General features: G+C 69.8%; 17 protein-coding genes. 9 read left to right on the top strand and 8 right to left on the bottom strand.

What is annotated here, in order from left to right; all coding sequences use genetic code 11:
• Window positions 1–141 precede the first annotated feature (141 nt).
• Entirely contained in the window at window positions 142–1,194 is a 1,053-nt protein-coding gene (locus ACIBEI_RS15345; RefSeq protein WP_398888830.1) for a LacI family DNA-binding transcriptional regulator, read from the top strand.
• 463 nt (window positions 1,195–1,657) lie between these two features.
• Here the strand turns inward: ACIBEI_RS15345 and ACIBEI_RS15340 are convergent, their stop codons facing one another.
• The gene (locus ACIBEI_RS15340) at window positions 1,658–2,494 is read right to left on the bottom strand and encodes an aldo/keto reductase (RefSeq protein ID WP_398888828.1); all 837 of its coding nucleotides are present in this window, start codon (window positions 2,492–2,494) and stop codon (window positions 1,658–1,660) included.
• Between the two features lie 162 nt (window positions 2,495–2,656).
• Here ACIBEI_RS15340 and ACIBEI_RS15335 point away from each other — a divergent pair, with 162 nt between their 5' ends.
• A complete protein-coding gene (locus ACIBEI_RS15335; RefSeq protein WP_398888826.1) occupies window positions 2,657–3,592 on the top strand; it encodes a GNAT family N-acetyltransferase in 936 nt (311 codons plus the stop codon).
• Between the two features lie 386 nt (window positions 3,593–3,978).
• Entirely contained in the window at window positions 3,979–4,779 is an 801-nt protein-coding gene (locus ACIBEI_RS15330; protein ID WP_398888824.1) for a sugar phosphate isomerase/epimerase family protein, read from the top strand.
• Window positions 4,780–4,824: 45 nt separating this feature from the next.
• Here the strand turns inward: ACIBEI_RS15330 and ACIBEI_RS15325 are convergent, their stop codons facing one another.
• The gene (locus tag ACIBEI_RS15325) at window positions 4,825–5,181 is read right to left on the bottom strand and encodes an ATP-binding protein (protein ID WP_398888823.1); all 357 of its coding nucleotides are present in this window, start codon (window positions 5,179–5,181) and stop codon (window positions 4,825–4,827) included.
• Window positions 5,182–5,391: 210 nt separating this feature from the next.
• Between ACIBEI_RS15325 and ACIBEI_RS15320 the strand changes: the two genes are divergently transcribed.
• Together ACIBEI_RS15320 and ACIBEI_RS15315 are read left to right on the top strand one after the other, a co-directional pair.
• Entirely contained in the window at window positions 5,392–6,210 is an 819-nt protein-coding gene (locus ACIBEI_RS15320) for a Scr1 family TA system antitoxin-like transcriptional regulator (protein WP_398888821.1), read from the top strand.
• On the top strand, window positions 6,207–6,452 hold the full coding sequence (locus tag ACIBEI_RS15315) for a DUF397 domain-containing protein (protein ID WP_398888819.1): 246 nt from the start codon (window positions 6,207–6,209) through the stop codon (window positions 6,450–6,452). Before ACIBEI_RS15320 ends, ACIBEI_RS15315 begins: the two co-directional genes overlap by 4 nt.
• Window positions 6,453–6,461: 9 nt before the next feature.
• Here the strand turns inward: ACIBEI_RS15315 and ACIBEI_RS15310 are convergent, their stop codons facing one another.
• Window positions 6,462–7,967, bottom strand: coding sequence for a short-chain fatty acid transporter (locus ACIBEI_RS15310; protein ID WP_398888817.1), 1,506 nt, complete (start codon window positions 7,965–7,967; stop codon window positions 6,462–6,464).
• A gap of 163 nt (window positions 7,968–8,130) precedes the next feature.
• On the opposite strand from ACIBEI_RS15310, the gene ACIBEI_RS15305 reads away from it, so the two are divergent.
• The 4 genes from ACIBEI_RS15305 (at window position 8,131) to ACIBEI_RS15290 (ending at window position 13,355) form a co-directional block, all read left to right on the top strand.
• A complete protein-coding gene (locus ACIBEI_RS15305; RefSeq protein WP_398888815.1) occupies window positions 8,131–9,135 on the top strand; it encodes a helix-turn-helix domain-containing protein in 1,005 nt (334 codons plus the stop codon).
• A 37-nt stretch (window positions 9,136–9,172) separates the two neighbouring features.
• Complete coding sequence (locus tag ACIBEI_RS15300; protein ID WP_398888813.1) at window positions 9,173–10,090, top strand: LysR family transcriptional regulator; 918 nt, start codon at window positions 9,173–9,175, stop codon at window positions 10,088–10,090.
• Window positions 10,091–10,578: 488 nt separating this feature from the next.
• On the top strand, window positions 10,579–12,405 hold the full coding sequence (locus tag ACIBEI_RS15295) for a glycoside hydrolase family 3 protein (RefSeq protein WP_398888812.1): 1,827 nt from the start codon (window positions 10,579–10,581) through the stop codon (window positions 12,403–12,405).
• A 308-nt stretch (window positions 12,406–12,713) separates the two neighbouring features.
• Entirely contained in the window at window positions 12,714–13,355 is a 642-nt protein-coding gene (locus tag ACIBEI_RS15290) for a hypothetical protein (RefSeq protein WP_398888810.1), read from the top strand.
• A gap of 63 nt (window positions 13,356–13,418) precedes the next feature.
• On the opposite strand, the gene ACIBEI_RS15285 is transcribed toward ACIBEI_RS15290, so the two are convergent.
• The 5 genes from ACIBEI_RS15285 to ACIBEI_RS15265 form a co-directional block, all read right to left on the bottom strand.
• Entirely contained in the window at window positions 13,419–14,867 is a 1,449-nt protein-coding gene (locus ACIBEI_RS15285; protein ID WP_398888809.1) for a S28 family serine protease, read from the bottom strand.
• 160 nt (window positions 14,868–15,027) lie between these two features.
• Window positions 15,028–15,420: a hypothetical protein gene (locus ACIBEI_RS15280; RefSeq protein ID WP_398889016.1), complete on the bottom strand. Its 393-nt coding sequence runs from the start codon at window positions 15,418–15,420 to the stop codon at window positions 15,028–15,030.
• Between the two features lie 134 nt (window positions 15,421–15,554).
• Complete coding sequence (locus ACIBEI_RS15275) at window positions 15,555–19,289, bottom strand: ABC transporter ATP-binding protein (protein ID WP_398888807.1); 3,735 nt, start codon at window positions 19,287–19,289, stop codon at window positions 15,555–15,557.
• A gap of 106 nt (window positions 19,290–19,395) precedes the next feature.
• The gene (locus ACIBEI_RS15270; RefSeq protein ID WP_398888805.1) at window positions 19,396–20,412 is read right to left on the bottom strand and encodes an esterase-like activity of phytase family protein; all 1,017 of its coding nucleotides are present in this window, start codon (window positions 20,410–20,412) and stop codon (window positions 19,396–19,398) included.
• Window positions 20,413–20,557: 145 nt separating this feature from the next.
• Window positions 20,558–21,430: a calcium-binding protein gene (locus tag ACIBEI_RS15265; protein WP_398888803.1), complete on the bottom strand. Its 873-nt coding sequence runs from the start codon at window positions 21,428–21,430 to the stop codon at window positions 20,558–20,560.
• Window positions 21,431–21,539: the final 109 nt, after the last annotated feature.

Here is a 21,539-nt window from a genome sequence, read left to right as displayed (position 1 = left end):
CGTGTGCGGGGGTTTTGGAGCCCGCTTGCGCAGGGGGCTGGAAAGCCCGCGCGTGCAGGGGTTCGGAAAGCCCGCGTGTGCAGGGGTTCGGAATGGTGCACGAGGACGTAATACGAGATGCGCGACCGGAGGACGACGAAGATGACGGTGACCCTGGCGGACGTGGCGGCCCGCGCGCAGGTCTCGCCCGCGACGGTGTCGCGCGTGCTGAACGGGAACTATCCCGTGGCCGCCTCCACCCGTGAGCGGGTGCTGCGGGCCGTGGACGAGCTGGACTATGTACTGAACGGCCCCGCGAGCGCGCTCGCCGCGGCGACGTCCGACCTGGTCGGGATTCTGGTCAACGACATCGCCGACCCGTTCTTCGGGATCATGGCGGGGGCGATCCAGGGGGAGATCGGGGGGCCGGGGGGCCGGGCGGGTGGTGAGCGGCTCGCCGTTGTGTGCAACACCGGGGGTTCCGCCGAGCGGGAGCTCACGTACCTCACGCTTCTCCAGCGGCAGCGGGCAGCGGCGGTCGTGCTGACCGGTGGGGCCGTGGAGAACACCGCGCACGCGGAGGCCGTGGCGACGAAGCTGCGCAAGCTCGCGGCGGCGGGGACTCGGGTCGTGCTGTGCGGGCGGCCGCCCGCGCCGGCCGACACCGATGCGGTCGCTCTCACCTTCGACAACCGGGGTGGGGGGCGGCGGCTCACCGAGCATCTGATCGAGCTCGGGCATCGGCGGATGGGGTATATCGCGGGGCCGGAGGAGCGGACGACTACGCGGCATCGGCTGGAGGGGCATCGGGATGCGCTTGCCGCGCACGGGATTCCGGACGAGCCCTCGCGGACTGTGCATGGGCGGTACGACCGGCGGGCCGGGTACGAGGCGACGCTTGAACTGCTGCGTCGTGACCCGGAGTTGACGGCTGTTGTTGCCGCGAATGACACGGTTGCTCTTGGGGCGTGTGCGGCTCTGCGGGACTCCGGGTTGCGGATTCCGGATGACGTGTCCGTGGTCGGGTTCGATGATCTTCCCTTCAGCATTGACGCTGTGCCTGCGTTGACGACTGTGCGGTTGCCGTTGGCGGAGGCGGGGACGCGGGCTGGGCGGATCGCCATGGGGCGGGAGGAGGCTCCACCTGGGGGGATTGCCACGATTCGGGGGGAGTTGATGGTGCGGGGGTCTACGGGCGCGCCCAAGAACTCCTGAGGTCGGGGTGTTGGGTGCGGGTGGTTTGTGGCTGGTCGCGCAGTTCCCCGCGCCCCTAAAAGATGCGCCTGCCGTTTGGTGTCTGGTCGGGGCCGCGACGGGGCATCCGATCGCAGCTGTGTCATCCAGCACCTATTGGTTGCCCATCAGAGGTCGTGCTGCGATCGGAAACCCCGACACGACCCCTCACGGAGGAGAGCGGCTGCCGCCCGGTGGGGCAACTGGAGAGAGGGGCTCACGCCCCCGTCTTTTCAGGGGCGCGGGGAACCGCGCAATCTTGTGGCTTTTAGGGGCGCGGGGAACTGCGCGAGCAACCCACGACGGCCGTCAGCCGACCCACGACCGCAAGCCCCACCCTCCAGGGGCGCGGGGAACTGCGCAGTCTTTTGCTTTTGGGGGCGCGGGGAACTGCGCGATCAGCCCCCACTGGGCCGCAGCCAGGAAAGCGACGGCCCGTAGGGGGCTACAGCGCGTCCAAGCGAACCCGTTGGCCCGGGCTCAGGCGGAGCCCACCCGCGGCGACGTTCTCCTCCAGGTGGGAGAGCCGCCCCGTGCCAGGGATCGGCAGGATCACAGGTGAGTGCCCGAGGAGCCAGGCGAGAGCCACCTGCGTGGGCGTGGCGTCGAGTTCGGCCGCGATCGCCGCGATCTCGGCCTCGTCCCCCGAGGAACCCCACGCCACGGTCCGCCACGGCAGGAAGGCGATCCCCGCCGCCGCGCAGGCGTCCAGCACCGGCTCATGCTCCCGGTCGAGCAGGTTGTACCGGTTCTGGACGCTCGCGATGTCCACGATCTGCCGGGCCTGGTCGAGTTCGTCGACGGTGACCTCGGACAGGCCGATCCGGCCCACCTTGCCCTCGTCCCGGAGGTCCCGCAGCGCGCCCAGCTGGTCGGCGAGCGGCGTGCCCGGGTCGATGCGGTGCAGTTGCAGCAGTTCGATTCGTTCCATGCGGAGGCGGCGCAGGGCCCGGTCGACCTGGGCCCGCAGGACCTCCGGACGGCCGTTCAGCTCCCACTCCCCCGAGGACTCCGACCGTTCGAGGCCGATCTTGGTGGTGACGAGCAGCCCGTCCGCGTACGGGTACAGGGCCTCGGCCAGGAGTTCTTCGTTGGCTCCCCCGCCGTACATGTAGGCCGTGTCGATCAGTGTCACTCCGAGGTCGACGGCCCGCCTGGCCACCGCGATGGCGGTTTCGCGTGCGTCGCCGGGCTCGGTGGGCAGGTGCATGGCGCCGAACCCGAGCCGTCCCACCTCCAGGTCTCCGCCGATACGGAACGTGCTCGATGTGGTCGTCGTCATGTACGAGTCTCCCCCTCGATCGAACGGCCACGCTAACAGCGCCCACGGAACGACAAAAGCCGTGCGCGTGACGGGCACAGCGGGCATAATCTCTGACTGAGTCAGCTATCCAGCCCGGTGTGGGAACCCAAAGGCAGGTGTCAAAGGCAGGTGCCGGACGTCATGACCATTCAAGAGATCCGTGCTTTCAACCGCTTCTACACGAACCTCATCGGCGCGCTCGACTACAGCCGCCAGCTCCACGCCCCGTACACGCTCACGGAGTCCCGCGTGCTGTACGAACTCGCGCACTCGCCCCGTACGGACGCGGCCGACCTCCGCGGTGAACTCTGTCTGGACTCCGGGTACTTGAGCCGTCTGCTCGCGAAGTTCGAGAAGGACGGGCTGATCGAGCGGGCGCCGTCGGAGAAGGACACCCGGCGGCGCCGGATCACGCTCACGGCCCGCGGCCGGGAGACCGCGGACCTGCTGAACGAGCGCTCGCGGGAGGCCGTCGGCTCGCTGCTCTCCACCGTGCCGCCGGAGGCGCGGCCACGGCTCGCCGAGGCCATGCGGGACATCCGCGAGATCCTCTCGGACGCGAGCCGGCGGCCGCCGCGCCGCGAGGACGTGCTGCTGCGCGAGCCGGGCCCCGGCGACCTCGGCTGGGTCGTGCAGCGCAACGCCGCGCTCTACGCCTCCGAGTACGGCTTCAACACCGACTACGAGGGCTTGGTCGCCCGGATCGTCGCCGACTTCGCCGAGGACCACGACCCGCACCTGGAGCGGGTGTGGATCGCGGAGCTGGACGGTCGTCCGGTGGGCTGCGTGATGTGCGTACGGGACGAGGCACCCGGCGCCGCCCGGCTGCGCCTCCTGCTCGTCGAGCCGGACGCGCGCGGCCTCGGCATCGGCGATCAACTGGTGGGCGCCTGCGTCGAGTTCGCCCGCGGTGTCGGCTACCGGGAGATGGTCCTGTGGACGAACGACGTCCTGTCCGCCGCCCGCCGCATCTACCAACGCCACGGCTTCGTCCTAGTCGACGAAAAACCCCACCGCTCCTTCGGCACCGACCTCAACGGCCAGGACTGGCGCCTGGACCTGCATGGCACAGGCTGACACCCCCGGCGGAACCGACAGGGGGTGCCCCATCAGGGGCGCGGGGAACGACGCAGGCTTGTGGCTTTTAGGGGCGCGGGGAACTGCGCAATCTTTTAGGGGCGCGGGGAACTGCGCGACCAGCCCCCACCGGCCCGCAGCCGACCAACCAACAGCCCCCTCCCCCCGACGGAGTCACACGTGCGGACGTCGCCCCTTCTCCTGCTTCGGGAAGGACTGGCACCCGCCAGGAAGCGTCGGCTTCGGCAGGGTCGCGACCTCCTCCTTCGCCCGTTCCAGTCGCTCTGTCGTGTCGTCAGACCCGTGAGGCGCGGCCCGGAGTCGATCTCCGGACCCGTGCCGCACGCGGGAGTGAAAGAAGACGAGTGGCGGGTACTGTCCGAGTCATGAAGCTGGCCTTCTCCACCCTCGGCGTTCCCGGACTCCCGATCAGCGACGTGGTGCGCCTCGCCGCCACGCACGGCTATCACGGCGTCGAGTTGCGCACGCATCCCGAGGAGCCGGTCCACCTCGGCATGGACACCTCCGAACGGACCGACGTGGCCGCCGAGTTCAAGGCCGCGGGCATCGAGGTCCTCGGCCTCGCCGGGTACGCGCGCGTCGCGGCGCCGGGCGACGACGGCCCCGTGATCGCCGAGATCCGCGGCCTCCTCGAACTGGCCCGGGACCTCGGCGCGCCCTACGTCCGCGTCTTCCCCGGCGGCGGCCCCGACCAGAGCCCCGAGGAGGCCGACGCCACGGCCGCCCGGCGCCTGGGCACGGCCGCCGAGTACGCCGCCGACCTGGGCGTACGCATCCTTCTTGAGACCCACGACTCGCACCGCACGGGCGCCGACGCGATCCGCGTCCTCGGCCTGGTCGGCCACCGTCAGGCCGGCGCCCTGTGGGACGTCATGCACACCTGGCTCGGCGGCGAACAGCCCCCGTCCACCTTCGCCGCGCTCTCCCCGCACCTCGGCTACATCCAGGTCAAGGACATCGCCTCCGCCGACGACACCACCCCGCTGCCACTCGGCACAGGCGTCCTTCCCCTCACCGAGTGCGTCGAGCTTCTGTCCCGCGAGGGCTGGGACGGCTGGCTTTGCTGGGAGTACGAGAAGCGGTGGTACGAGGCCGCGGCCCCGCTGGAGGGGTTGTTGGGGGCGGGGCGGGAGCATTTGTCGCGGTTGCTGAACGAGTCGGCGTAGGGCGGCGCCGCGTCGACCGGCTCGCCGGGGCGCCCATTGGTGTGCCTACTGCGTGAGCACCCTCGCCCATACCGTCTTGCCGATCACTCTGGCTCTGAGTTCCCAGCTCTCCGCCAGGGCCGCCACGAGGGGCAGGCCCCGGCCCGACTCCGCGTCCAGGGGCGGGACTTGGGGTTCCGGGACGCGGGGTGACGCGTCGGAGACCTCCACCTCGACCGCCTTCTCGCCGTCGTAGGTGAGCGCCACCTCGAAGAAGCGGTCGGGTACGCGGGCGTGGCGTACCGCGTTCGTCGCCAGCTCCGACACGATCACTTCGATGGCCTCGGCCGCGTCTGTCGGGATCCGCCATTCCGTGAGTACGGACCTGGCCCCGCGGCGGGCCTCCGGCACGGAACGGGTCACCGGTGTGAGCCTGCGCCGCCATGTCCGGACCCGAAGGTCGCGGATGTCTCGGAAGTCTCGGAGGTTTACTCCGTCACTTTCTGTGTTCACGTGAACACTGTCGGCCCTGATGGCTACCGTCACCAGTGACCGAGCGTCGACGCCTGCGGCGGGCAACTGGGCCTGTGTGGGCGTTGACTGGCGTTGAGCGTCGTAGAGGGGAAGGTTGCGATGGCGCAACCCAAGAAGAACTCGTCGTCACCCGCCGCGCAGTATTTCGCGGAGGTGCTGCGGATGCTGCGCACGAAGGCGGGGTTGTCGCAGACCGAGTTGGGCGAGCGGATGGCTTATACGGGGGCCGCGGTGAGCGCGGTCGAGACGTGCGCGAAGCCGGCGACCGATGAGTTCATCGAGGCTGCGGAGAAGGCGCTGGAGGCGGGTGGGGTGGTCGCGGCGGCGGCCAAGTACTTGCGGCTGGAGCGATATCCAGCTCACTTCCAGGGGTTCGTGCAGCTTGAGCAGGAGGCGCTGAGTGTTTCCTCGTACTGCGTCGTGCTGATCGATGGTCTTCTGCAGACCCAGGAGTACGCACAGCGTCTGTTCGACCACGCCTTTCCCCCGCTGGAGGAGGACGAAGTCGATCGCCTGGTCGCGGCTCGGATGGAGCGCAGAGCTCTGTTCGACAGGAAGCCAATTGCGGTAATCAACGTCATCCTTGAGGAGTCGGCACTACGACGGCTGATCGGAGGACCCGAGGTCATGCGCGCCCAGTACGAGTACCTCATCACCTGCTCGGAGCGCCAGAACGTCGCCCTGCAAGTCATGCCTTCCTCACGGGCAGGGCACGCAGGGCTTGCCGGTCCGATGAAGCTGATCGAAACTCCGGAGCAGATCCCACTCGTCTACTTGGAGGGGCAAGGCAACAGCGCGCTGGTCTCCAAGGCAGACGAGGTCGGCGTATTGGCTCGGCGATATGCGATGATCCGCTCGCAGGCCCTCGGGCCAGAGGAATCCGTAGGCGTAATCGAGCAGTTGGCGGGTGAGCTATGAGCGAGCTGACATGGTTCAAGAGCAGTTACAGCGACAACACCGGCGGTGATTGCGTCGAGGCTGGCTTCACCTGGCGCAGAAGCAGCTACAGCGACTCCAGCGGCGGTGATTGCGTCGAAGTGGCCACCACCTCCGCCATCCACATCCGGGACTCCAAGGACATCGCCCAACCCTCCCTCCGCGTCTCCCCAGCCGCCTGGGGCGCCTTCATAGCCGGTGTGGGGAGCGGTCCCCGCACCTGACCCGGGCGGTCACGGGAACGGCAGTGTCTGGGCGAACACCGTGACGAGTATCAGCACCGCGGGGAACAGCGCCAGGAACATCGCGAACGTGTAGCCCATGATGTCGCGTGCCTTGAGGCCGAGGATCGCCAGCGTGGGCAGCATCCAGAACGGTTGCAGCAGGTTGGCGCTGGCCTCGCCGAGGTCGTACACGACGACCATCCAGCCCTGGTTCACGTGGAGTTGGTTGGCCGCGTCGAGGACGTACGGCGCCTCGATCACCCATTTGCTGCCACCGCTGGGAACGAACACCCCGAGGACGGCGCTGTAGATCGCGATGAAGGCCGGGTAGAGGAACTCGTTCGACACCGACACGAGCCAGTCGGCGATGGTCCGGTGCAGACCGGTGTAGGCGATCATCCCGAAGATGCCGCCGTACAGCGGGAATTGGAGCAGGACGCCGGAGGTCGCGGGCACCCCGTCCTTGACGGCGCGGGCGAGGTTCACCGGTCGCCAGTGCAGGATGAGCGCCAGCAGGATGAGCATGAGGTTGATGGTGTTCAGGTCCAGGGCGTTGAGCGGATTGCCTTCGGCGTTCGAGAAGTGCCGTGCGAGATACCAGGCGCCGAGGAGGAACAGCAGGATCGTGAAGACCGGGCTGTGTTCGATCCACTCGCCGGGCCGGGTCCGCCGGCTCTCCTGCCGCCGCTGGTCGGGGGCGGGACCCAGGTCGACCCCGAGTCGTTCCGCGGTCCGAGCGTTCTCCGGGGAGGGGGTCAGGAGCCACGCCATGCCGACGGCGATGACGAAGATGATCGCCGTGGCCAGCATGCCCTGCCACAGGAAGATGGTGTCGGTGAGCGGTATCACCCCGCTGCCGCGGCCTTCGGCGATGACCTTCTGTACGGAGGCGGGGCTCGATGCCGTGCTCGCCACCTGCAACGCCGCCGACCCCGACAGGCCCTGGGCCCACACCGTGCCGAGGCCGAGGAACGCCATCGCGCCGAGTGCGCGGTAGTCCACGCCGGGGAGGCGGCGGGCGATCTCCTTGGCGAGGATGGCGGTGAAGATGAGGCTGAACGCCCAGTTCGCGTACGCGGTGAGCATGGCGACGGCGGCGGTGAACGTGATGGCGCCGCGTGGGGTCTTGGGCCATGCCGCCAGCCTGGCGACCAGGCGGCCGACCGGTGGGGAGACGGCGACCGCGTAGCCACCGATGATGATCATCGCCATTTGCAGGGTGAACGTGATGAGGGACCAGAACCCCTGCCCCCACGCGTCCACCAGACCGAACCCACTCGTTGCCGCGGGGTCGGACGGGGCACCGAGCAGCTTCTCACCGGACGCCAGCCCCAGGGTGAGGATCAGGAACGTGCCGACCAGGACGAAGCCGAGCGCGTCGGGCAGCCACTTCTCGGTGAAGTCGGTGAAGCGCAGCGCCAGTCGGGCGAGCCAGGTCTCCTTGGCTCTCGCTGATGAATCGGATGAACCAGATGAACCGGATGAATCAGGAGCCTCGGGTGTGGAGGTCGTCATGGCAATTCCTCTGTGCGGGGAGGGGTAGCGGCACCGTAGGCCGCGCCTTGTGGAGCTTCACGGAAGATGCGCCAACACGGCGCACACATTCCATTGGATTGGCGCCGGTGTTCTACTTGGGCCGTGTACAGGCTGCGAGAGCAGAGAGTGAGCCAAACGGGATATGGGTGAGATAACGGAAATCGAGCCGGACCGTAGAGCGTCGCGTGGGAGGTTCTCCACCGATCTGATCGGTCCCCGCACGGCAGCTCAGCGCGCCGCGCTCCGGCACCAGTGGGACGTACAGGCCGGCAGGACCATTCCGCTGCCGGCGGCCGAGTTGACCAGTACCGGTGATTCCCGGGCCAGTGTCCTCGGCTTCAGAATTGACGATGTATTGGTCACGAACATTCACTACGGGGCGGCCACGGTCGACGGCCGTTGGGTCGGCTGCGACTACTTCTCCGGAATGCTGGTCGTGGATGTCGTGCGGCGGGGTACATGGGAATTCGGCCGCGCGCGCGATCGCGACGGAGTCGCCGTGTCGGCCGGACAATTCATCGTGCGGTACAACAACCCGTCATGGCGGTTCACGGTTAAGGAACACACGAACACGACAAGGAAATTGATCCTGCCGGTCGCCCACCTGGGACCGCTCGTCCACAAGCGGCCGGTCCTCGGGGCGGCGGACTCCGCCGAGATGCGGCTGCTCCTCGCGCACACCCGCATGGTCGATGCCAACCTGGATGATTTGTCCCCGGCCGGAGTGCGCGCCGCCCGCGACGCTCTCGTGGAGCTGGTGTCGGGGGTGCTCCGGCGGAGGACCGACGGAACCGAGCCGCAGTTGGCCCCCTCGTTGGTCCAGGCGGCCAAGGACCTGGTGCGCGGCCGCCTCGCCCATCCCGAGCTGTCCCCCGCGATGCTGGCCCGCGAGCTCAACGTCTCCGTGCGCACGCTGCATCGGGCGTTCACCGCGGCCGACGAGTCCATCACCGCCTACGTCCGCCACCAGCGGCTGGAACAGGCCCGGCTCGCGCTCACCACCCCCGCCGCCCGGCCCAGCGTGTCGGAACTCGCGAGGTTCTGGCGGTTCTCCGACAGCAGCCACTTCATCCGGGAATTCAAGAAGCGGTACGGCCAGACTCCCGCCCAGTACGCCCGGTCCCACGCGCACGCCCAGCACCTCTAGACATCGCCAGCTGATTCATCGCCATCGAGGGGCCCCCATGCTCGACCTCCAGCGCCTACGCGCCCTGCACGCCGTCTCCGTCCACGGCACCGTCGGTGCCGCCGCGGCGGCGCTCGGGTACACCTCGTCGGCCGTGTCCCAGCAGATCGCCAAACTGGAGCGCGAGACCCGGACCGTACTCCTCGAACGCCGGGGGCGGGGCGTACGGCTGACCGAGCAGGCGGAGCAACTGGCCGAGACCGCACGGGAGTTGATGGCGATCGTGGAGCGGGCCGAGACGGAGTTGGAGGAGCGGCGGGGGCTGCCGGCGGGTCGGCTGACGATCGCCGCGTTCGCCACCGCGGCCCGTGGACTGCTGCCGGGTGTGCTGGCCGACCTGGCCGTCCGTCACCCGGCCCTCGACACCCGTCTGTCGGAGATCGACCCGCATCTGTCCGTGGACCTGGTCGCCAAGGGCATGGTCGATATCGCCGTGGCGCACGACTGGGACATCGCGCCGCTGCCCGTCCCGCCGGGGGTCGAGCAGGCGGTGCTCGGGGACGACCTGTGCGACCTCCTCGTTCCGGCGGACCACCCCTTCGCCGCCCGCGCGTCCGTACGCCGTACGGAGCTGACGGACGAGCGCTGGATCTGCCAGCCGCCGGGCCGCGTCTGCCACGAGTGGCTGCTCCGCACCCTCCGCGCCGCCGGCTGCGAGCCGAGCGTCGTCCACCAGGCGGACGAGAACCCGACCCTGGTGGCCCTGGTCGCGGCGGGCCTCGGCGTCGCCCTCATCCCGCGCCTGGGCCGGGGTCCTCTCCCGCCCGGAGTGGTGGAGGTGGCGCTCGAACCCATGCCCGTACGACGTCTCTACGCGCTGTGGCGCTCGGGCGCCACCCGCCGCCCGGCCATCACGGAGACGGTTCGTACGCTGCGGGAGCACTGGCCGAGGGCTTCGGCTCGCGTCGGCGGATGAGCGGCCCAAAACATCGCCACACCAACCCCGTTGAGCACGCGCGTGTCCACCCGTACCAATTTTCGGGAATCCGGGGAATCCGGGGAACCCATCCCCGCCACCCCCCGTCCAACTCGCATGCTGCCGGATGAGTCACCGCAGTGCGGTGTCGGCCTCGCTGCTGGCTGCGATCGCTGACTTACCCTCTCCGCCGCCTGCGGCCGGCAGCACGCCGTCATCGGCGCGCCCCCCTCCAACAGCGCCGATGGCGGCCCCTCTTGCGTCAGGCAGTCCGTACGCCGGCGAGTGGTGATTTCTCCCCCGGCCGCTCCCCCGCAGGCAGGGCTCCGGGCATCCCCGCCGGAAGAGCCCAGGCGGGGTGGATCCGCCGTGTCCGCCGTCCGCGCTATTGACTGGCAGAAATTTCCCGGATATCCGTGACTCCTTGGAAGTTTCCTTCATGCTCGCCCCTCCACGGGCCCTTCGGGCCCTCTCCGGAAGGAGCGCACGTGCACACCTCCAGACGTACGCTGCTCGCGGCGACCGCGGGCGCGGCGGCGGTTGTCGCCGTCGGCGGCGGTCCGGCGCTGGCCGAGGACGACGACACCGGCAGGCCCGACGACAAGAGGCTCCGGGCCCTGATCTCCCGTATGACGCTCGAAGAGAAGGTCGGGCAGCTCTTCGTGATGCGGGTGTACGGGCACTCGGCGACCGCGCCCGACCAGGCCGACATCGACGCCAACCTCGCGGAGATCGGCGTACGCGACGCCGCCGAGCTGATCGCGAAGTACCGGGTCGGCGGGATCATCTACTTCGGGTGGGCGCACAACACCCGTGACCCGCACCAGATCGCTGATCTGAGCAACGGCATCCAGAAGGCCTCGCTGGCACAGCCGCGCGGGCTGCCCGTGCTCATCTCCACCGACCAGGAGCACGGCATCGTCGCCCGGGTGGGCAGGCCCGCGACGCTCTTCCCGGGTGCGATGGCCCTCGGTGCCGGCGGCTCACGCACAGATGCCCGTACGGCGGGGCGGATCGGCGGTGCCGAACTGCGCGCGATGGGCGTCCGGCAGGACTACGCGCCTGTCGCCGACGTGAACGTCAACCCGGCCAACCCCGTCATCGGCGTACGGTCCTTCGGTGCCGATCCCCAGGCGGTGGCGGGGATGGTCGCCGCGCAGGTGAAGGGGTATCAGAGCGCCGGGGTCGCCGCCACGTCCAAGCACTTCCCGGGGCACGGGGACACCGAGACCGACAGTCACTACGGCTTCCCGGTCATCGAGCACACCGAAGCCCAGTGGGCCGAGCTGGACGCTCCGCCGTTCCGTGCCGCCATCGCCGCCGGGATCGACTCGATCATGACCGCGCACATCATGGTCCCGGCGCTCGATCCGTCCGGCGACCCGGCGACCCTCTCCCGGCCCATCCTCACCGGCATCCTGCGCGAGCGGCTCGGCTACGACGGGGTCGTGGTGACGGACTCGCTGGGCATGCAGGGCGTACGGACCAAGTACGGGGACGATCGGGTGCCCGTGCTCGCGCTCAAGGCCGGGGTGGATCAACTCCTCAACCCGCCGAAGCTGGACGTCGCCTGGAACGCCGTCCTCCAGGCCGTCCGTGGTGGTGAGCTGACGGAGGCGCGCCTCGACGAATCGATCCTGCGCGTGCTGCGACTGAAGGCCAAGCTGGGGCTGTTCAAGAATCCGTATGTCACTCGGCGCGGGGTGGACCGGGTCGTGGGGATCCCGTCGCATCTCAAGGCCGCCGATCGCATCGCCGAGCGGACCACCACTCTTCTCGTCAACTCCGGTGGTCTGCTGCCGCTTTCGCGTCGTACGCATCGGAAGGTTCTCGTCGTCGGGGCCGATCCCGCCTCGCCGTCCGGCACCACCGGTCCGCCCACGACCGTGCTCGGCGCCGCGCTGACCGAGCTGGGCTTCACGGCGACGGTCCTCTCCACGGGTACAGCCCCCACCGAGGCGACGATCGCCAAGGCCGTCGCGGCGGCCCAGGACGTGGACGCGGTGCTCGTGGGGACGTACAACGTCACGGCCGCCTCCAGCCAGCGGACGCTCGTGAACCGGCTCCTCGCCACGGGCCGCCCGGTGATCGCGCTCGCCATCCGCAATCCGTACGACGTGGCCCAACTGCCCGATGTGAAGGCCTATTTGGCGGCGTACTCCTGGACGGACGTCGAGCTGCGCGCCGCCGTGCGCGTGCTCGCGGGGCGCGCCGACCCGGTGGGCGAACTCCCGGTGCCGGTACAGAAGGCGGACAAGCCGACGGAGGTGCTGTACCCCGTCGGGCATGGTCTGAGGTACGAGGGGGTGTTTTGAAAGTCCTGTGCGGTGCCCGCGGTGTTCGGTGCGTGCCCTCGGCGTGCCGGACGAAGGCCCTCGTACTGGACGTACTTGGGTCTTCGGCCGGTGCGGCGAGGGTGCGTGCCGGGCGCCGTGGGTGCTGTGCGGGACTTTCAAAACACCCCCCAGCCCCCTACGTACCGGGGCCCGGCCTACTGGGCCTGGCGTACGGGACCTACGCCGCACACCCGGCGCACCGCCCCCAACTGACGCAAAGCACCCCGTACGCCTGGCGGGGCCCGCCGCGACGGGTCACGCTGGGCGGGGGGATCGGGGGGAGTGCCATGCGCGATGGACGGGGCGTGGGAGCACGTCGTACGGGGATGGTGTGCGGGCTGCTGATGCTGGTGGCGGCGGCGCTCACGGGATGCCAGCAGTCGTCCGGGACCGAGGAGCGCCGGCTGGACGAGACGACTCCGGCTCCGACGCGGGCCTCGGGATACGGGGTGGTGTTCCTCGCGATCGACGAGTGCAGTTCGTTCGGGCGCGAGTCGTTCACCGAGGTTCCGTGCACCAGCGAGAAGGCGGCGGCACGGGTGGTCGCGCGGCACGACGGGAAGGTCGGCGAGGGGCCGCCCTGCCCCGCCACCACGGACTTCGTGCTGCACATCAGCGAGCAGAAGCCCTCGGCCGACGAGGACGGCGACGGCGCGGTCCCGCAGGGCTACGCCTGTATGCGCAATCTTGAGGCGCCGCATCCGGGCGACCCGGGCGGCGGCGGAGGTCCCCGCACCATCGTGGGCGACTGTGTCTACAGCGCGGGCGAGGGCGAGGTCCGTGAGACGTCGTGCGACAGCACGGGCAAGAAGGCGCCGGAGTTCAAGGTGACCGCGGCGGTGGAGAAGCGCACCGGCTGCCCGCCCTCGACGGCGTTGTACGTCCAGCTGGGCGGGCCGAAGCCGGTGGGCTGCGCCCGCCCGGTGTAGCCCCGGCAACTCCCCGAGGACTCCACCGGACGGGCGCGGCAGGGCGCTTGCCGCGTCGGCCGGTTACGGCCTGAGCTGGCGCTCCACCTTGCGCTTGTCGAGCTTCGAGTCGTACTTGGCCAGCGGCTTCGCCTTGTCCGGGTCCGCCTGGACGGCGGCGGAGGCGACGCCCGCCCACTCCAGGATCCGGGCCGTGGCGAGGGCCTTCTGGTCGGGGACGAGACCCGCGACGTTGGCGCCGTGGTTCATGCCGGGGGCCGTGAAGACGTAGGAGTCACGCGCGCCCTTGCCGACGCGGAACGGCTCGGCACCCCACGGGTCGTTCTGGCCGTACACGAACAGCATCTGGTTCGCGTTGCGCTTCACCCACGCGTCGACGTCGTGCATGGCGCCGGGCTGGAACTTCATGGAGATGTCGCGCGGCACGAAGTTCCGCGGCGGCAGGTAGCCGTAGCGGATGTACTTCTTCTCGATGTGCGGGAAGACGATGGTCGGCGCGCCGAGCTGCGTACCCGCCTGGTAGAAGTACGGCGTGTACGGCTCCAGGCCCTGGTCCGTGTAGAAGGAGAAGCCGGAGATCGTGTCGACCGACGTCCAGATCTCCTCGTCGGTCGCGTTCTTCGCGTCCGCCGGGATCTCGTCGCAGCCGGCGAGCGTGCCGTACTGCCAGAAGCCCCAGACGTAGTCGAGGACGACGGCCTCGAACGCCTTGTCCAGGCTGCCGATGGTGTTGAAGGTGTAGCCCTCGGCGGCGGCCACCTCCTGGTACTTCTTCTCCAGCGGCTCACGGCGGACGAGTGCCTCGCGCTGCACCGCGTTCAGCCGGGTGCGGCACTCCTTGGTGCCGACCTTCGCGAAGAACCGGTCGTACGCCGAGTCCTCCTTGTTCACCACGTCGTTGGGGGCGACGTACGCGACGACGCCGTCCATGTCACGCGGGTAGAAGCGCTCGTAGTACGTGGCGGTCATGCCGCCCTTCGAACCGCCGGTGGAGATCCACTTCTTGTCGTAGATCGGCTTGAGCGCCTTGAAGATGCGGTGCTGGTCGCTGGCGGCCTGCCAGATGTCCAGCTTGCTCCAGTCGGCCGGCGCGGGCCTGGACGGAGTGAAGAAGCGGTACTCCATCGAGATCTGGTTGCCGTCCACGATCTGGGCCGGCTCGCTGCGGCGCGGGGTCGTGGAGACGTTGTAGCCGCCGGTGAAGAAGACCGTCGGGCGGGCCGTGTCCTTGTGCAGCATGGTGATCCGCTGCTGGAAGGTGCCCTTGGACGGCTTCCGGTGGTCGACGGGCTGGGTGTAGTTGAGGACGAAGTAGCGGTAGCCGGTGTAGGGCTTCTCCTCGATCAGGCTCATGCCCGGGATCGCGAGGAGCCGGTCCTTGATGTCCGCGGCGTCGTCGTTGACGACATTCGTGCCGGTGGCGTCCGGCTGGGCGGCGGTGGCCGCCCCGGCCGTGCTCACGGTGCCTATCAGCACCACGAGAGACAACAGCCATCTGAGCGTTTTGCGCATGCGTTCTCCCCTGAATACGCAGATGTCCGCCGGAACCTAGCGGAGCAACTGCCGTCGCACCAGGGGATGTTGGACGCATTACGGACAGTACGGGACGAAGATCGCGCAACTCGGCCGGGAGAGTCGGCTCAGCGGAGGATCCGGTCGGCAGAGAATCCGGTCAGCAGAGAATCCAGCCCGTGCTCACCGAGCCCGAGCCGACGGCGCCCTTGATCCACACACAGCGGTTGCCGGCGTGCACCTTCACCGGGCCCGCGTACCTCGTGAACCGCCCCTTGTTGGGCACCGGCTGGTTCCCCCGCGCCTGCACGCTCACCATCATGTACTTCCGGGCGCCCACCGTCTTGGGGCGGGTCACCGCGCAGACGTAGCCGCGCTTCTTGTAGACCTGCACGTACCCGGTGGAGAAGGTCACCGTGCGCACCTTCCGCCCGGGGCACGGGCTCGCCGCGGACGCCTCGCCCACGCCGGGGCCCGCGAGCGCCAGCAGCCCCGACGAGGTCAGCAGGGCGGTGCCCAGCGCCAGACGTCGACGTATCACGCCCATGTCCACTGGTGTCCCTTCCACGGCCCGCAGCAATCGGCGTACTGATGTACGGACGCATGACGTACCGCGGATGGTTGCGTCGTCCGGCCGACGGAGCCCTTCCACGCCCGCAGGAGAGGGCCGGCGGAAGTGTTCCTACGTCACTTCGACGTACCGACGGTCGCGACCTCGTCCTGGTCGGGCTCCCCCACGAACGTCCGCCACAGCTCCGCGTACCGGCCGCCGCGTGCGAGCAGTTCGTCGTGCGTGCCGTCCTCCGCGACGCGGCCGTCGGCCATGACCACGACGCGGTCCGCGCGGGCGGCGGTCGTCAGGCGGTGGGCGACCACCAGCGTGGTGCGGCGGCCCGCGATGCGGTCGGTGGCCTGGTTGACCTGGGCCTCGGTGGCCAGGTCGAGGGCGGCGGTGGCCTCGTCGAGGAGCAGGATGTCCGGGTCGACGAGTTCCGCGCGGGCCAGCGCGATCAGCTGCCGCTGCCCGGCCGAGAGGTTGCGGCCGCGCTCGGCGACCTCGTGGAGATAGCCGCCGTCCAGCGTGGCGATCATGTCGTGCGCGCCGACCGTACGGGCCGCCGCCTCCACCTCGGCATCGGTCGCGTCCGGACGGCCGTACGCGATGGCGTCCCGGACCGTGCCCAGGAACAGGTACGCCTCCTGCGGGACGACGCCCAGACGGTGTCGGTACGACGTGATGTCGAGGGAGCGCAGATCGGTGCCGTCGACCGTGACCCGGCCGCCGGTCGGGTCGTAGAAGCGGGCCACCAGCTTGACGAGGGTCGACTTCCCGGCGCCCGTCTCGCCCACGAACGCGACGGTCTGCCCGGCCGGAATGCTCAACGAGACGTCGCTGAGGGCCTCTTCCGCCTCGTCTGCGGACCCGTACGCGAAGTCCACGTCCTCGAAGGCGATCTCGCCCCGCAGGGACAGGACTTCGAGCGGCTCGTCGGCGGCCTTCGTCGACGTCGGCTCCTGGAGCAGCTCCTGGATCCGGCCGAGCGAGACGGTCGCCTGCTGGTACCCGTCGAAGACCTGCGACAACTGCTGCACGGGGGCGAAGAACAGGTCGATGTAGAGGAGGTACGCCACCAGCGCACCCGTGGTGAGGGTGCCCGCGTCGACCCGGCCCGCGCCCACGATCAGCACAGCGGCCGCCGCCACCGACGACAGCAGCTGTACGAACGGGAAGTAGACCGAGATCAGCCACTGGCCGCGGATACGGGCCTGGCGGTAGCTGTCGCTGCCCTCCGCGAACCGCCTGCCGCCCGCGCCCTCGCGGCGGAACGCCTGGAGGATCCGCAGCCCGGACACCGACTCCTGGAGGTCCGCGTTGACCACGGACACGCGCTCACGGGCGAGTTCGTACGCCTTCACGCTGGCCCTGCGGAAGAAGAACGTGCCGATGATCAGCGGCGGCAGTGTCAGGAAGACGACCACTGCCAGGCCCACGTCGATCACCAGCAGGGCGACCATGATGCCGAAGAAGGTGACGACCGAGACGAACGCGGTGACCAGGCCCGTCTGCAGGAACGTGGACAGCGCGTCCACGTCCGTCGTCATCCGGGTCATGATCCGGCCGGTCAACTCCCGCTCGTAGTAGTCGAGTCCGAGGCGCTGGAGCTGGGCGAAGATCTTCAGACGCAGTGAGTACAGGACGCGTTCGCCCGTACGCCCGGTCATGCGGATCTCGCCGGTCTGCGCGATCCACTGGACGACGACCGTCACCAGGGCGAGGGCGGACGCGGCCCAGACGGCGCCGAGGGCGACCTCGGAGACACCCTGGTCGATGCCGTGCCGGATCAGGACCGGCAGGAGCAGGCCCATGCCCGCGTCCACGGCGACCAGGCCGAGGCTGACGAGCAGCGGAAGCCCGAAGCCCCGCAGCAGACGCCTCAGCCCGTACGACTCCTCCGGTGTGACCGCGCGTGCCTCGTCGATCTCCGGGATGTCGGTGGCCGGGGGCAACGCGTCGACCTGGGCGAGGAGTTCGGGGGTCGCGGGCGAGCCGTCGAGGGCGGTGTCCTTCGGCTCGCGGTCGCCCGTCCACAGGTGTGGGGTCACACCCCGCTCGGCGTCGAACTCGGCGTCCAGCTCGTCCCGTACCGAGGTGTCCTCCTGCGGACAGGCCGGCCGGGCGTGACCGGGCGAGACGCCGCCCAGCTCGTCCGGATCGGTCAGCAGGCGCCGGTAGAGCGGTGAGCGTTCGGTCAGTTCCTTGTGCGTGCCGATGTCGGCGAGGCGGCCCTCGTCGAGGACGGCGATGCGGTCGGCGAGGTTCAGGGTGGAGCGGCGGTGGGCGATGAGGAGTGTGGTGCGGTCCGCCATGACCTGCTTGAGGGCCTCGTGGATCTCGTGTTCCACGCGGGCGTCCACGGCCGAGGTGGCGTCGTCCAGGACCAGCAGGCGGGGGTCGGTGAGGATCGCGCGGGCCAGGGCCACACGCTGGCGCTGACCACCGGAGAGGGTCAGGCCGTGCTCGCCGACCTTGGTGTCGTAGCCCTCGGGCAGTGCGGAGATGAAGCCGTGCGCCTGGGCGGCCCGGGCGGCGGTCTCGATCTCCTCCCTGGTGGCCTCGGGGCGGCCGTACGCGATGTTGGCGCGGACGGTGTCGGAGAAGAGGAAGGAGTCCTCGGGGACGAGCCCGATCGCGGCCCGCAGCGAGTCGAGGGTCAGCTCGCGCACGTCGTGGCCGCCGACGAGGACCGCGCCCCTGGTCACGTCGTAGAAGCGGGGCAGCAGGAGCGAGACCGTGGACTTGCCGGAACCGGAGGAGCCGACGACCGCGAGGGTCTCGCCCGCGCGGATCTCGAACGAGAGGCCGTCCAGGACCGGGCGGCTGTCCTCGTAGGCGAAGGACACGTCGTCGAACTCGACGGTCGCGGGGGCGTCGGCGGGCAGCGGCTTCGTGCCGTCCTTGATCGACGGCCGGGTGTCGATCAGCTCCAGGACGCGTTCGGCGCCGGCCCGGGCCTGCTGGCCGACCGTGAGGACCATCGCGAGCATCCGGACGGGTCCGACGAGCTGGGCGAGGTAGGCGGAGAACGCCACGAAGGTGCCGAGGGTGATCTGCCCCTTGACCGCCAGCCAGCCGCCGAGGGCCAGCATGGCCACCTGACCGAGGGCCGGGACCGCCTGGAGCGCCGGGGTGTACCTGGAGTTCAGCCGGATCGTGCGCAGCCGGCCCGCGAAGAGCTTGCGGCCGATCTCGCGCAGCTTGCCGGTCTCCTGGTCCTCCTGGCCGAAGCCCTTGACCACGCGTACGCCGCTGACCGCGCCGTCCACGACACCGGCCACGGCTGCCGCCTGCGCCTGGGCGTACCAGGTGGCGGGGTGGAGCCTGGAGCGGCTGCGCTTGGCGATGACCCACAGGGCCGGGGCGACGGCGAGGGCGACCAGGGTGAGCGGCAGCGACAGCCAGGCCATGATCACGAGGGAGATCAGGAAGAGCAGTACGTTCCCGACGGTCATCGGGAGCATGAACAGCAGGCCCTGGATGAGCTGGAGGTCGCTGGTCGCGCGGCCCACCACCTGGCCGGTGGACAGCTCGTCCTGGCGCCGGCCGTCGAGGCGGGTGATCGTCTCGTACATGTCCGTACGCAGGTCGTGCTGGACGTCGAGCGCGAGGCGGCCGCCGTAGTAGCGGCGGATGTAGGTGAGGACGTAGACGACGACTCCGGCGCCGATGAGCATGGCGGCCCAGGGGGCCATGTCCCGGGTGTGGTCCCCGACGACGTCGTCGATGATCACCTTGGTGACCAGCGGGACCAGCGCCATGACGGCCATGCCCCCGAGCGAGGAGCCCAGCGCGAGCACGACGTCCTTCGGGTACCGCCAGGCGTACCCGGTCAGCCGTCGTGCCCATCCCCGCTGTGTCGCCACGAGTGCCTTCCATCCGTCCGGTCGATCTGATCGTCCGGAAGGCACCAACGCGGACGGGAGGGGATTTCATCCCTCCGCAACAATCGGCCCATGTTCGGGGCAGCGGTCAGAGGCGGACCCGGAGGGAGTAGAAGCGGGTGATCTGGACCGGGTTCTGGTTGTCGTCGCTGACCAGGAGCAGGTTCAGCCGGCCGTGGCCGCCGCCCGTGACGGCGAGACCCTCGATGTTGTCGAGGAGCGGGTTGGGCTGGGGCTGCTTGGCCTGGGCGCCGAGTGAAGGACAGTTCACGAGGTCGGCGAGCAGGGTCTTACGGGCGAGACGTACGCCGCTCTGGCCGGTCAGGTTGTCGATGCCGGACGTGTCCGTGGCGCGGCGCGGGTCGGCCAGGTAGAGCCTGACCGTGTTGCCGACGCCCGCAGTGAAGCCGCGTTCCAGGACGAGGAGGCGGCCGTCGGGGGTGGCCGTGGTCTCGGAGACGTTCAGGCCGGTGTCGGTTCGGTAGCCGTACTGGGCGTCGAGGGCGAAGTGGCCCCGCTGCCGCTCCCAGGTCTGGAAGCGGACGATGCCCGTGGTGTCCCCCGCGAGGGAGCCCTCCATCCCGGCCAGCAGGGTGTGGCGGCCGGGGAGGAAGGTCAGGCCCTCGAAGGTCTGGTTCGAGGTGGCCCGGCCCGCGGGGGCGACCCTGAGCGCGTCCGGTACGGGGAGACGGTCGAGGATGCGGCCGTCACGGGCGTACCGGCGCACGGACGGCTCGGTCTCGGAGGCGACCAGCCGGGTCCCGTCACGGTCCACGGCCAGACCCTCGGAGTCGAGCGCGGCCCCGCTCTCGTCGGCGAGCGGCACGACGGAGGCGGGCCGGAGGGTCTTCCGGTCCAGCGTGAAGAGCGCGGACCGGTCGGAGACCGCCGCGATCCGGCCGTCGCGGTCCACGGCGAGCGCGGAGAAGTTACCGACGAACGTGCCCCCGTACGTCGTCTTGTCCAGCGCGTCGGAAAAGCTCTCGATGGAGACAGAGGGCGAACAGGCGTTGCCACGCTGGGCGTTGGCGGGCCCTGCCGCGGTGAGGCAGGTGACTGCCGCCAGGGCGGCCGTGACAGTGGCGAGAAGTGGTCTCAGGCGCATGGCGTCACGGTAGGCGGACGTGGGTTGAGGGGGAGGGTACTGGCCGTTAATTCCAGGGAGTCGGCAACTCCGGAGAATCCAGGGAGCCCGGCGCCGGAGCCGCGTGGGTGCCGATGCCTACGCGGCTCCGGTCGAGCCCTGGGGCTCAGTCCTGGTAGACCTTGTTGTTGCCCGCGCCGCCGGAGAGCGTGTCGTTGCCCGCGCCGCCGTGGATCACGTCGTCACCGGTGTTGCCGAAGATCGTGTCGTCGCCCTGGAGGCCGTACAGGGTGTCGTTGCCCCTGCCGCCGTAGAGGGTGTCGTTGCCGGAGCTGCCGCGCACGATGTCGTCGCCGTCGTCGCCGTACAGGGTGGTGTAGCCGAGGTCGTCCTCGCCGGTCACCGTGAGGACGTCGTTCCCGGCACCGCCGCTGCAGTGGTACTCGCAGCCGGTGAGGATGGTGTCGTTGCCGGCGTCGCCGAAGGAGCCCTTGCCCCAGACGCCGTCGATGCCCTCCAGGTGGTCGTCGCCGTCCCCGCCCTTGAGGACGTTCGCGCCCTTGCCACGGATGACGTCGTCGCCCGGGCCGCCGTTGAGGGTTCCCTGCGTGAAGGTGTCTTCACCGACCGTCACGGCGTCGTCGCCGTCACCGAGGTCGACGTCGTAGATGTCCGAGTCGTCGGACCCCAGGGGCTCGGGCTCCACGCACTCGACGACCGTGCGGTCGGTCGCCGAGGGGTATGTGCACGCGTCCGTGGTGATGGTGATCTCGAACTTGTCCGGGAAGGTGACGAGGTAGTCGCCCCCGAACTCGTTCGGGTCGACGTCGATCGCCTTCGTGGAGATCCGCAGGTCGTTCACCTGTCCGGCGGCGGCCCGGTACCAGATCGCGCCGTCATAGCGCTCGACGGTGGCCGTGGTCGCCGTGTCCGTGGTGTCCATGGTGTCCGCCTGAGCGGCGGGCGCGGCCAGGACGGCTCCCCCCCCCAGAGCCAGGACGAGGGTGGAGGTGGCGGCGATGCTTCCTAAAAAGCGCATGCGAAAGGGACCCTTCGTGGAGTGTGCGCTGAACGCAGTCGGAGTCGGAGTCTGCGGCGAGGGCGCCGGTGAAGTCGTCGGGGCCCTCGCCGCGTTCGGCGATCGGACG

It is taken from the genome of Streptomyces sp. NPDC050988 (genome assembly GCF_044456225.1).
Taxonomy (GTDB): domain Bacteria; phylum Actinomycetota; class Actinomycetes; order Streptomycetales; family Streptomycetaceae; genus Streptomyces.
This window is presented reverse-complemented; position numbering and strand designations above follow the sequence as displayed.